Below are 12,832 nucleotides of genomic sequence, written 5' to 3' on the forward strand. Positions count from 1 at the left end.
GAAATCATGAAAAAAGAAACGGTCTTAGGGGTAGACCTTGGTGGGACTAAGATTCTCATTGGAGAACTTGACCAAGCAGGAAATATTTTGGAAAGTAAATCTTTTCGTTCAAAGGTAACTTCTCAAGTTGAAGCAGTCGAGCAAATAAAAGAAGTGATTGCTTCATATTTAGAAAATGAAAAGCTCCAAGGGCAATTAGTAGCTATCAGTATTGATTTAGTAGGGAGAGTTGACTCTGAAAAAGGAATTTGGCATGAAATTCACCCTGAGAATGCTAAAGAGATTCCATTAGCCCAAGAAATTAGTCAAAGATTCAATTTACCAGTTGTTATTAATAATGATGTTTCTAGTGCTAGTCTTGCAGAAATGGAGTTAGGCATCGGCAAAAAAACCAAGGATTTTATTTATTTGAATATCGGAACAGGAATTGCCGGCCGAATAATTGCTGAGGGTCAATTGCTAAAAGGCGGTCATTCTAATGCTGGAGAAATCGGTCATAGTCTTGTTGGAATAAATAATCATGTAAGATGTGTCTGCGGCCGAATCGCATGTGTAGAAACTTTTGCCTCTGGTTTAGGAATGAGTAATGAGGTTCATCGTTTAAAAAATAAATATCCAACTCAATTAGAAATTACTGACAAACATCGTGTCAGCGGGGAGGAGATAATCAAAGCTTTTCAAAAAAATGACCCACTTGCTAAAGAAGTCATTGAGCAAGCTACTAAGGGAATTGCTGAACTTATCATGAACTTAGTCAGGACGTCAGACCCAGAAGCGGTAATTTTGGGTGGAGGATTAGCAAACAATGATATCTTTTATAAGCTGATGCTTGAAAAGTTAAATGCCAACACCATGCGTTTTGTGACAGAAGGAGTCCATCAAACAGAAATTGATCCGCGTTTTATTGCCTTAAAAGGGTGTGCGGTTCATGCCTTTAAGAAGCTGGCAGGAAAAGAAACTGAATAAATTCATTAACAGGAAAATAATGAGGTAAATATGAAAGAATTTTATCAAGACTTACTAGCGACTAATAATCTCCATAAACCATTGACTGTCCATAAAGAAGAAAGTTTTGAAAGTGAAAGTCTGAAAAAAGAAAAAATAATTCAACAAGTTCCAATTTTAGGGGAATGGGAACAAATCGGAAGGGGAGAGCTTGTTAAAGATGACGCACTGATTCATCTAAAAAGTCCGGCAAGGTTTGAAACTTATCCAGCAGACTGGCCGCAAGATGGGGATTATACATCATTTGGAATGATTGGGGCTAAACGAATTTTTGCCAATGAAAACTGGGAATCCTTTAATCAATTAAAATTAGTGGTGACTAGTAATTGTAAAAACATTATCAATCCTGCAATTACCATCAGTTTCACAAATGATGGCAAAATAAAAGTTCCAGATAAATATGACCGAGAAGGTCATCATGTCATTAATTTGGAAAATAAAAAGACCCAAGAATATCGTCTAAACTTAAGCAATCTTTCAAGAGATGCTATAAGTAAATTAGAAATTACTTTTAATGCTAATGGTTCCTACATGAATTTACCAGCAGAGTGGGATATTGTTGTTGAACAGATTTTCTTAGAGACTAATCAAGAAAAAACAAATGTTAAAGGCTGGCAACTTTTAGAAAATGATTTAAGCTATTCACATATTGGCTACCCGAAGGAATCAACTAAAACAGTTATTGCTCATAATAAACATATCGACGAAAAGTTTAGGCTTGTCAGTAAAGAAAATTCTGAAAATGTTTATGAAGGAACCTTCAAAAAAATTGATAAAACTGTTGGAACTTACGCAATTGCTGATTTTTCAGACTATAAGATAAGCGGTGAATATTATTTCCAAGTTGGTGATTTAAAAACAAAATCATTCAAAATTGCTGATTACGAAAATTTGTTAAAAAGTTCTTTGTGGAAAAGTTTGAATTTTGTATTTTGTGAACGTTGTGGTTGTCCAGTTTCTGGGATTCATGGAACTTGTCATCAAGATGTCTATGCTGAATTTAATGACAGAAAAATAATTTTCAATGGAGGTTGGCATGATGCAGGTGACCTTTCACAACAACTGATCCAGTCAGCAGAAGTGACCTTGGGAATTTTTGAATTAGCAGAAAAAGTAAAAAATAGTGACCCCGTCTTATATGCTCGACTTTTAGAAGAAGGGGACTGGGGATTAGATTTTATTTTTAAAACTAGACTGGGGAATGGCTATCGTATGACAAGTGCTGGTGTCAGTCGTTGGACAGATAATCAAATTGGGTCAATGGATGATGCGAAAGCGCGCGTGCATAATAGTCCTTACGATAATTTTTTGATTACAGGTATTTTATCGAAAATATATTTATCTTTGCCAACAGAATCTGACTTGAGAGAAAAAATTGCCTCAATCTTAGAAATTGATTATGAAGATGCACTGACAGAATTTAAAAAAGCACCTTTCGTGCATGAACCCATCAGCTGGGAACATACCTATTCAACCTCTAAAAGTACCTATTTAGCAACCATGATATGGACGGCTGCATTACTTTATCAAATTACTGACAAAGTTGATTATCAGCTTTTAGTTGAGCAAAAGCTTGTTGAATTACTCGCTTGTCAGGAAACTGACGGAATTTCTCTTTTTGACGGAACTTTACTAAAAGGGATGTTTTACCGGGATGAAAAGAAAAAAGTTTTTCAACATTTTAATCATCAAGCAAGAGAACACCTTTACGCTTATGCCATGACAGAAGCACAAAAGATAATTACTGACGAAGAATTGAAAGTGAAATTATCAACTTCTGTCAGTAATTATGGGTCTTATCTAAAATATTTAATGAATTTTACGGCTCCTTATCCAATGATTGCCAGTGGAATTTATGAAAAAAATGAGTGGGAAGATAAGGAATCTTTTGATAAGCAACATTTATTAGTCGGCCCAGAAGCGAAAATTGAGTTTCAAGAACAATTGGTCGCTGGCGAGCAAATTGCCGAAAATTATTATATTAAGCGATTTCCAGTTTGGTTCTCTTTTAGAGGGAATAGTGCAGTATTATTATCAATGGGTGAAAGTGCAGCTCTTTTGGGGAAACTTTTAGGAGATAAATCACTGACAGAAATCGCCTATCAGCAATTGGAGTGGCTGATAGGAAAAAATCCTTTTGGACAATCCATGATGTTTGGCGAGGGACATCAATTTCCTGAGATGTATACCGTATCATCAGGAGAAATAGTTGGCGAAATGCCTGTAGGAGTACAGACCTTTGAGAATGAAGATGCTCCTTATTGGCCCCAGTTTAATAATGCAACCTATAAGGAAGTTTGGGTTGGTTTAGCTGGGAAATGGTTTACGTTAGTATCAAAATTACTTGAAGAGGAAGAATATGAAAAAGTTATCGGTTGATCAGTTAAGTCAGCTTGCTGGAAAAATTTCAGCAAATCGTTATATTGCAGCGATTCGTGATGCATTTGCTTCTACGATTCCTATTACGATTACCGCCGCAATTTTTGTCCTAATCAATAATCTATTATTGGAAAAAACAACAGGTCTATTGAGGGGAATTCCTGGGAGAGATTTCATCTCAAATGTCTGTATTCAGGGTTACAATGGGACTTTAGGTATATTAGGTTTAATGATAACTTTCCAAATTGGATATCATTTGGCAAAAACTTATGGTACAGATGGGGCTTTAGAAGGAATTGTAGCCATTGCCTGCTATATCACTTTAATTCCAAATACTGTCAGCGTTTTGAGTGTGGGAGGTAAGACTTTTCAGGCTGCTGGGACGCTCACACAAACTTATACAAGTGCGACGACAATGCTTTTGGGAATTATTGCAGCTTTGGTAGGTGTGACCTTACTCTGTAAGTTTTCACAAAATCAAAAATTGAAAATTAAAATGCCTGAAAGTGTTCCTTCAGCAATTGAGAATTCATTTAATAAATTAATTCCGGCAATTTTAGTCATAACTATTTTTGCAATTGTCGAAGAAACTATCAAAAGCTTGAGTGGTTCCTCTGTTCCAGAACTTATTGTGAAATTCTTGCAAGCACCTTTAGTGGGTGGTTTCCAATCACTTCCTGGAATCCTACTCTATGTTTTATTATCAACTTTTGTATTTGTTCTTGGAATTCATGGTGCTTATGTTTTTGGAGCAATTTCTGGTCCGGTTTTATTGACAAGTTTGCAACAAAATATTGATGCGATTCAGGCTGGACATACAGCACCTAATATTGTCACTCAACCTTTCCTTGATGCCTATGTTTATATGGGTGGCGGTGGAACAATGATTTGTCTTGTGATTGCACTTTTCATCTTTTCAAAACGTAAAGATGAACGAACAATGGCAGAAATTGGGGGAGTTGCTAGTATCTTTAATATCAGCGAACCCATGATGTTTGGTTTACCAATTGTGTTTAATCCAGTCTATGCCATTCCATTTTGTCTTGTTCCTTTGTTATCAACAGTGATTGCTTATTTTGCAACAAGTCTGCATTTTGTTTCCCCAACTTATATTTCAATTCCATGGGTGACTCCACCTTTGATATCTGGATATTTAGCAACAGCAGGTGATATCCGTGGTTCAATTGTACAATTTATCATCATTGTTCTTGGTGTCTTAGTTTATATGCCGTTTGTTATCTTTTCAAATAAACTTGCACAAAAAGAAATGGTTGTCACAGAAGACTAAAGACAAAGCGGTAAAAGTTGATTTTTAAAGGAGAAATATGATTCCAAAAATGATTTTTATGGATATTGATGGAACCTTGGTGGATGCAAATATGAAAATATCAGCCCTTGATAAAGACAGTATTTGTCAACTTATTGATCAAGGGACTCATGTATATCTTGCGACAGGTAGAAAATATCAAGCAGCAAAAGCTGTTGCAAAAAATCTGCATTCACAAGTGAAAGTGATTGCTTCAAATGGTTGTGTTTATGATTGTGAGCAAAAATTAATAAAAAATCCATTGAATCTTGAAGCCTTAATTGAAGCTTTTGAAATTTGTCAAAGAAAAGACGTTTCCTTATTTTTCTTTGGTCTGTCAGAAACTTTTTATAGTAAAGACTTGCCGGATTACTTCAAAAATGAGGATAAAGGAAGATTAGTTTCAGAAGGAGAAAGAGAATTTATCAAAATTTCTAACCTATATGATTTACAAAAGTTTTCAAATCTGATAATAAATGGAATCATAATTTCTGAGGATAATTTTGAAATTTTAGAAGAAATAAAAACCGAATTAGAAGCATCAGAGAATTTATCTGTTTCCTCGTCAGCCATAAATAATCTTGAATTGACCCCAAAATCAGTAACTAAGGCGACAGCAATCTCAGCCTTGCAAGATTATTATGGAGTAAATAAAGAAGAGACAGTAGCCTTTGGTGATGGGATGAATGACCTTGAAATGTTTGGGCAAGTTCATTATTCGGTGGCGATGGGAAATGCCTCAGAACTTGTTAAAAAAGAAGCCACTTATGAAACTCTGTCTAATCTTGACAGTGGAATTAGTCATTTCCTCAAATTTTTAAGCAGTCAATAAATTTTGTTTTAAGTCTAGAAATAACATAAAGAATCTATCATAGAACTTTCTATGATAGGTCTTTTTTTGTTTATCATGAATTATAAAAAATTTCCATCATTATATTAAATTGTCAGTAGAACCCGACCTAAAAGTCCGAAAAAAATTGACAATAATATTTAAAAGAGATATACTTAGTTACATAACTAGTTAACCAACAAACGAAAGAGGGATTATGCAATTTGATTTTGAAAGTGATACTCCATTATATTTACAAGTAGCAGAGGAAATCTCGGAAGGAATATTTAATGGTTCTTATCGCGAAGGGGCTCAGATTCCATCAACAACAGAAATTTCCAAAGCTTATAAAATAAATCCAGCCACGATACTTAAGGGAATGAATCAATTAGTTGATGAGGACCTTATAGAGAAAAAAAGAGGTGTGGGAATGTTTGTTATGGCAGGTGCACAGGAAAAGATACTAAATAAAAGAAAAGAGAAATTTATTAATCAGGGTTTGACAAGATTTCTTGGAGAAGCCAGAAAGTTAAATATTTCTCAAGAACAATTAATTCAGTTAATTGAAAAAGGAGAGATGAAATGAGTTTGGATGTGAATCAATTATTTAAGACTTATGGTAAAAAAGTAGTCTTAAATAATGTTTCAATTAGTTTTGACGAACAGAAAATTTATGGATTATTAGGAAATAATGGTGCTGGAAAGAGTACTTTGTTAAATATTATTAACAATAGAATATTTACAACTACAGGAGAGGTTAGACTCTCGGGAGATAAACTTTCTGAAAATGAAAAATTATTAAATAAAGTCCACTTGATGAGTGAAGATAATCTATTTCCTTCAAAAATAAAAATAGAAGCATTATTTAAATTAATAGAAAAATTTTATGGTTCATTTGATTGGGACCTCTCAAATGAGATGGTTAAAGAATTTGAATTAGACGAATCAAAGGCGCTAAATAAACTTTCTACAGGATATCGTAGTATTACCAAACTTATTGTCGCACTATGTGTTCCGAGTGATTACATATTTTTGGACGAGCCAGTTTTGGGATTAGATACAAACCACAGAGAATTGTTCTATAACTTTTTAATTGATACTTATCAAGAGAGACCTCGAACATTCGTTATCTCTACACATTTAATTGATGAAATATCAAATTTATTGGAAAAGGTAGTTATTTTAGATAAAGGGAAAGTTATTAATGATGAAGAAGTAGAATCTCTATTAAAAAATACTCATGTTTTATCTGGGCCAACAAAGGAGGTTGAAGCTCTTCTCGGTACTTGTACGGTATTAAAAAAAGAAAAGCTTGGAGGTTCTACAACAGCCTACACAAAAGGTAAGTTAGTTCAAGAAAATTTGGATAAGGTAAACATAAAACCTATGAGTTTACAGGAGTACTTTATGAAAATCACAAGTAGAAAGACGGTAAAATAAGATGAAGAACATGGCAGCTATTCGATATAGATTGTTAAAACAAGCAACCTTGTTGGCTATCTTTTTTGTATGGTGGGGAATTTTTGGATTTGTTCTGCCACTGATAGCATTATTAATCACAAAGGCTCCTGGCGGGACATCTGCGGACATTACTATTCCTCTTTTGATATTTACTATAATTGCTTCATTTACTGGGATATATTCAGATTTTAAATTTTTTATACAAACTGGAATGAATAGACAAAATATTTTTCTTGTTAATTTAGTAACGACAGTTATCACTTCACTGGGTACTGGATTGCTGATGACCCTTATTTCACAAATATCATTAAAGAAGTTAGATCTTTCTCTAATTTTGACGAGTGATGGCTTCTATGATCATGAAAATCTTATCATCTATTTTATTCTTAATTTTTCGATTCTCCTAGTATTTTCTACTATGGGTCTACTTTTAGGGACTTTTAATGATATGTTCTCTGGTGTAAAAAAAATCATTATTCTTTTATCAGTCATGAGTATACCAATTATCTTATCTATTACCATGCAGCTAGCTCCTCTTGATGTTCAATTGAAATGGAGAGACTTTATCAAAGCGTTTATTGGTTATTCAAGAGAAACTGGCTTCTCTGCTTTACCCTTTATTGGAACTTTGCTCGTTGTATCTATATTTTTCTTCACTTTATTTTATATTTTGAATGGTTCACATCAGATTCGCAGAAGAGGTGCATAACTAAAAAAAGACTCTATTAAGGGTCTTTTTTGTATATTATTTAATAAAAATAAATTTGTATTTTCACAAAAATAAATTATACAAAATCCTTAATTTTAAGATGAGTTCAAACAGAAATTTATTATTAAAAATTTAGTTAAATGAATGAAAAACGGCGAATGGTGTAGTGGATATAATACGCACAAAACCCTTTGTTATAGGGTTGGCATGTTTAGGGTAAAAAATCAATAATTTCATATATTAAATTGTATGGCATACAAAATATTTGTAAAAAATAAATTAAAATCATGTACAATAAAAAGTACGTATTGCTTATCATAATTTATGATTTTTAAAATTATTGAAGTCGAGTGATATGATAAATAACTGAAAAGATGGATTTGAATGAAAAAAACTCAGACAATTGTTAGTGGACTTGTTGCCGTGACGCTTCTTGCATCAAATGTAGCACCTTTAAAAGTATTTGCAGAAGAAAAAAATTTATCATTAATTAGTTCTCAACCTTCTAAGGATATCAATCCGGAGAGTATTCCTAAATTAAATATATCAAATACCTCCACTTCTAAAGCTGATGAACCGATTGATATTTGGATGCCAGATAAAGTTGTTCAAGAAGCAGTTGCAAAAGCTTTAGGAATAGCTGTATCTGAAATAACAAAAGAAAAAATGGCAGAAATTACAGATAATATATCATTTCAAGGTGTAGGGGCTTCTAGCCTTAAGGGACTTGAATATGTTACTAATGCAAGTGGAATAGTTGTTGGGTTTACAGATGGTACTATTAGTGACCTGAGTCCATTATCTGATATTAACGTTGTTCAATTAAATATAAATAATAACAAAGTGAGCGATGTCACTCCGTTAAGAAAACTACAGTTACAAGCATTTTGGGCGGATCATAATGATATTACGGAGTTAGATTCAGTAAATTGTGATAATGTTAATGCTGATTATAACCATATTTCTAACTTATCTAATAAAGTTAGTAGTAATTCAATAGTCGCAAGAAATCAAACCATAACAAATACCCCTATCCCTAAAAATTCTACTATTCAAATCGACAGTGTTAAGCATGCTGGAAATTATCAATTAACTGATAGTGATGTTTATAATATAAGTAACAATGGAAGTTATACTCAAAATAGTAAATTACATTATGGGGAGGTTAAATGGAATAATTTAGATTCATCAGTAACTAGCCTACAATATGATTTTGACCGTCAGTACGATTGGCAAGATTCGATGACGAATCAAATATATTTTAGTGGGACGGTTATTCAACCATTAGAGGATGCACCGGTAGCAACTGGTAGTGTTCAAGTGAAATATAATGATGAGCAAGGAAATGAGATTTCTACAAGTCAAACTATCAGTGGAAATGTGGGCGAGGCTTATGATGTCAGCAGCTCACAATACAAAATAGATATCTCTGGATATACCTTTAAAGAAATTCAAGGAAATGCGACTGGAAACTTTACTGACCAAGCACAAACAGTCACTTACATTTATGAACATTCAGATGCGGCACCAGTAACAGTAAGATACGAGGACAAAACTGGTAATGAAATAGCCCCATCAGAAGAATTGAATGGAAAAATAGGAGATAGTTATCTGGCTCAAGCTAAAAACATCTCGGGCTATGCATTAAAAACAACTCCCGCGAATGCTGGTGGAAGATTTACTGATAAACCTCAATCTGTGACATTTATTTACTCAATAGATCAAACGAAACTTACGACGCATGATTCGACGCTCTATATTGGTGATAAACACTATGCGACTGACAACCTAGATAGTGTGGTTGATGAAGATGGGAATCCAGTTGACTTCAAAAAAGTTAAAGTTATTGGTGGAGACTTAATGGAGCATCAGAGTATGGGTGGCGACCATTTGGATATTGTTGAAACGGGTACATTTGACATTCAGTACGGATATGGCGGAAAGTCAGCAACGGCAATCGTTATTGTAAAAGATAATAAAACTAGTATTGAGGCCATTGATTCCACCATTTATGTCGGGGACACATGGAACGCAAAAGATAACTTTACTTCAGCAAGCGATAAAGAGGGAAATTCCGTTGATTTTAAAAAGATTACAACATCGGGTTCAGTTGATACAACAAAAACTGGTTCCTATGATATTACTTATACAAATGATAATGTGAGCAAAACAATAACCGTAAACGTGGTTGAAAACAACAGTATAACAGTACATTATCAAGATGAAAAAGGCAATCAAATTTCTCCAGATAAAGTTTTAAAAGGTAAAGCAGGTGACTCTTATAGTAGCGATGAATTAAAAATTTCAGGCTATACATTCAAAGAAGTTAAAGGTGATGCTTCTGGTAAATTCACCAATAATGCTCAGACTGTAACATACATTTATACAAAAGACCTCGTTAAAGGTGCGGAAGTTACAGTTCACTATCAGGATGAAAATGGATCAGAAATTGCCCCAGATAAGATTTTGAATGGTAATCTTGGTTCCCCATATATCAGTGAACAATTAAAGATAGATGGCTACACATTTAAAGAAGCCCAGGGAGAAATTTCAGGAAATTTCACTGACAAAGAGCAAATTGTGACTTATGTTTATAGAAAAAATCCAGTAAAAGGTACAGATATTAATGTTCATTACCAAGACGAACAAGGTAATAAATTGGCAAGTGATGACTGTCTAAGTGGTAATATAGGTGACGGCTATACATCAATTAAAAAAGAGATTGCAGGTTATACTTTCAAAGAAGTTCAAGGAAATGTAACCGGAACATTTACTGACAAAACGCAAACAGTAACTTACATTTATTCTAAAAATAAGGTAGCAAGTGTAGTAAATCCGCCGAAATCATCAGAAGGGGACAAGGACAAAGAGATAATTTCTGAAAAAAGCAATGGAAAAGGAACTACTGAAAAGATTCAATCCGTAGATTCTATGTCAGAAAAACAATTACCAGAAACTGGGGAAGCACAGTTATCTGTGATTGCTACAATGCTAACTGGTTTACTGATTCTTTCGTTTTCGATTTTGATGGGTAGAAAGCAAGTTAAAAAATAAAAAAAGGGCTATTTAGTTAGCTCTTTTTTTACTAAAATATTATCAACTACAATTCTAGTTTTGATTTATCATATATTTTAACTGATTAATATAAGCGTTCTTAAGTTCAGTAGGAAATTCGATTGTTAATTCTTTTCCAAAGGAGATTAAATAATGAGCCATTAACTCTAATTCTGTCTCACTATAATAGCCCGTAAGATGGTAAGCATCCCCATCATTTTGAAGAGACATATTAGGATAATGATTTTTTAAAAAATGCTCTTTTCCAGAAGAAGTTAAAGAACAACTAAAAGGAATTTTCCTATACTTCTTGAAATAAACGGTTCGCTCTCTTTTTAGTTGCTCTAGACTCTTGTAATGTTTCCCTAAATCAAAAATATGACAAGAAATAATTTCATCACAACGAAAATCACCCCAATTTTGGCTAACAATATCGTAGGCACTAATCATCCAAATACCATTTCGATAGTATAAAGTGGCAACTTGTAACTCATAATTCTGAAGTCCATATTGCATGGATTGGATTTTGATTCCTTTATTCTCTATGACAGCTTTCATTATTTTTGACAAAAAAATGGGAGCAGATACAGGTGCGGTTCCCCAATATTCGACAATTTCGAGCAGTTTTTCAATTTGTTTTTGTTGACCATCATGAATTATAGTCATCATTTTTTCCCTTATTTGTTTATAAGAAGCTTCAAAGGGAGTACTAGAAAGGCGGGTTAAAGCATTTAAAGCGAAAAAAATTGCTTGAATCTCTTCATAGTTGAAATAGATTGGAACATGAAAGTATTGATTGATTATTTTATAGCCGCCAGCTCTTCCTAATTCAGAATAAAATGGAAGTCCCATAGCTTGTAAGTTGTCCAAATCACGTTGGGCTGTCCGTTTAGAAATCTTAAATTCTGTCATTAAATCATTGAGTTGAAAGGTATGTTTGTTGTTTAAAAAAATTAATTCTTTATTTAAGCGTTCAGCTTTATTCATTTTCACTCCTCAAATTTTTAAGTGGTCAAAACTTGACCACTTTTTAATATATAATCATTATATCAAAAGAAAGAAGAGCCAAGAGGCTTTAGAGGTATGAAAATGAAAATTGCTGTATTAGGCGGGGATGGTACCATTGGACGTAAGATTGTATCTGAAGCTCAAAAAAGAGGGCATGAAGTTCACAGCCTGAGTCTTAGCACGGGTGTTGACGTAATGAATCTTGAATTACTGACAGAATCATTGAAAAATATCGATACGGTCATTGATGTTTTGTCAATATTAACAGCTGATAAAGAAACTGCTACAAAATTTTTTATAAACTCATCTAATAACATAATTTTAGCTGAAAAAGCAAATTCAATTAAACATCATATCACATTGAGTATAGTAAATGCCTTGACCAATGCGGAGGAAGGCGGACATTACAAGGGATATTATGCTGGTAAAAAAGCACAAGAAGAAGTAATTAGTTCAAATACTATTCCATGGACAATTTTTCGGGCAACTCAATTTAATGAGTTTGTTCCACAAAACTTAAATAATGGCTTACCAGAAGAAGCTTTGCTCAATATGATGATGCAACCAGATGATACTTCAGAGGTTGCAAGCGAATTAATCGATTTAGTTGAAAATCCAGTTTTCGGCATTCTACCAGATTTTGCAGGACCAGATAAAATAAGTTTTGCCGAAATGAATTTAATCTATTTAGAAGCAACCAATCAGTTGAATAGTGAAGATGAAATTTATTTACGAAAAATTATTGACAAAAAAGAATTCACTGATGTTTTGACTCCAAAAACAAATTATAAAGCTGGTAAAATAAAATTCACTGACTGGCTTAAAAACGAAACCACAAATAAATAAGGAGAAGAGTCTATGGAAAATAAAGATAAGGTTTTACGTGTATTTGAAACAAGCTCTGAGATGCTTGATGCAAAAGGGATTTCTGAACTTCTTGGATTAGATAAAAAAGAAGTGACAAAAATTATTGCTAAGCTTAAAAAAGAGGGTTCAATAATCTCACCCAAACGTTGTTACTATAGTTTAGCAAATAAATAAGTATTTGCTGGAAAACGTTTGTCCATACTTTTAAATATTT

General features: G+C 33.3%; 11 protein-coding genes. 10 read left to right on the forward strand and 1 reads right to left on the reverse strand.

The window, feature by feature from the left end; translation table 11 throughout:
• The first annotated feature begins 6 nt into the window (after positions 1–6).
• The 8 genes from KW2_RS05625 to KW2_RS11775 all read left to right on the forward strand — a co-directional run bounded on the left by KW2_RS05625 (position 7) and on the right by KW2_RS11775 (position 10,743).
• Positions 7–966, forward strand: coding sequence for an ROK family protein (locus tag KW2_RS05625; RefSeq protein WP_021037214.1), 960 nt, complete (start codon positions 7–9; stop codon positions 964–966).
• A gap of 30 nt (positions 967–996) precedes the next feature.
• Positions 997–3,384 carry a glycoside hydrolase family 9 protein gene (locus KW2_RS05630; RefSeq protein ID WP_021037215.1) on the forward strand — a complete coding sequence of 796 codons (2,388 nt, stop codon included), beginning with the start codon at positions 997–999 and terminating at the stop codon, positions 3,382–3,384.
• Positions 3,365–4,672 (forward strand): PTS sugar transporter subunit IIC, encoded by a 1,308-nt coding sequence (locus tag KW2_RS05635; RefSeq protein ID WP_021037216.1) that lies wholly within the window; start codon positions 3,365–3,367, stop codon positions 4,670–4,672. The genes KW2_RS05630 and KW2_RS05635 overlap by 20 nt, the downstream gene beginning before the upstream one ends.
• Positions 4,673–4,709: 37 nt before the next feature.
• Positions 4,710–5,522: a Cof-type HAD-IIB family hydrolase gene (locus KW2_RS05640; RefSeq protein WP_021037217.1), complete on the forward strand. Its 813-nt coding sequence runs from the start codon at positions 4,710–4,712 to the stop codon at positions 5,520–5,522.
• 214 nt (positions 5,523–5,736) lie between these two features.
• A complete protein-coding gene (locus KW2_RS05645) occupies positions 5,737–6,105 on the forward strand; it encodes a GntR family transcriptional regulator (protein ID WP_021037218.1) in 369 nt (122 codons plus the stop codon).
• Positions 6,102–6,959 carry an ATP-binding cassette domain-containing protein gene (locus KW2_RS05650; protein ID WP_021037219.1) on the forward strand — a complete coding sequence of 286 codons (858 nt, stop codon included), beginning with the start codon at positions 6,102–6,104 and terminating at the stop codon, positions 6,957–6,959. Before KW2_RS05645 ends, KW2_RS05650 begins: the two co-directional genes overlap by 4 nt.
• A gap of 1 nt (position 6,960) precedes the next feature.
• Entirely contained in the window at positions 6,961–7,689 is a 729-nt protein-coding gene (locus KW2_RS05655) for a hypothetical protein (protein ID WP_021037220.1), read from the forward strand.
• 384 nt (positions 7,690–8,073) lie between these two features.
• A complete protein-coding gene (locus KW2_RS11775; RefSeq protein WP_021037221.1) occupies positions 8,074–10,743 on the forward strand; it encodes a MucBP domain-containing protein in 2,670 nt (889 codons plus the stop codon).
• Between the two features lie 54 nt (positions 10,744–10,797).
• Here KW2_RS11775 and KW2_RS05665 read toward each other — a convergent pair whose 3' ends face one another.
• On the reverse strand, positions 10,798–11,730 hold the full coding sequence (locus KW2_RS05665; RefSeq protein WP_021037222.1) for a helix-turn-helix transcriptional regulator: 933 nt from the start codon (positions 11,728–11,730) through the stop codon (positions 10,798–10,800).
• Between the two features lie 102 nt (positions 11,731–11,832).
• On the opposite strand from KW2_RS05665, the gene KW2_RS05670 reads away from it, so the two are divergent.
• Together KW2_RS05670 and KW2_RS05675 are read left to right on the forward strand one after the other, a co-directional pair.
• Positions 11,833–12,597 (forward strand): SDR family oxidoreductase, encoded by a 765-nt coding sequence (locus KW2_RS05670; RefSeq protein ID WP_187288332.1) that lies wholly within the window; start codon positions 11,833–11,835, stop codon positions 12,595–12,597.
• 12 nt (positions 12,598–12,609) lie between these two features.
• A complete protein-coding gene (locus KW2_RS05675; RefSeq protein WP_021037224.1) occupies positions 12,610–12,792 on the forward strand; it encodes a hypothetical protein in 183 nt (60 codons plus the stop codon).
• Positions 12,793–12,832: the final 40 nt, after the last annotated feature.

It is taken from the genome of Lactococcus cremoris subsp. cremoris KW2, assembly GCF_000468955.1.
In the GTDB taxonomy this organism is placed as follows: domain Bacteria; phylum Bacillota; class Bacilli; order Lactobacillales; family Streptococcaceae; genus Lactococcus; species Lactococcus cremoris.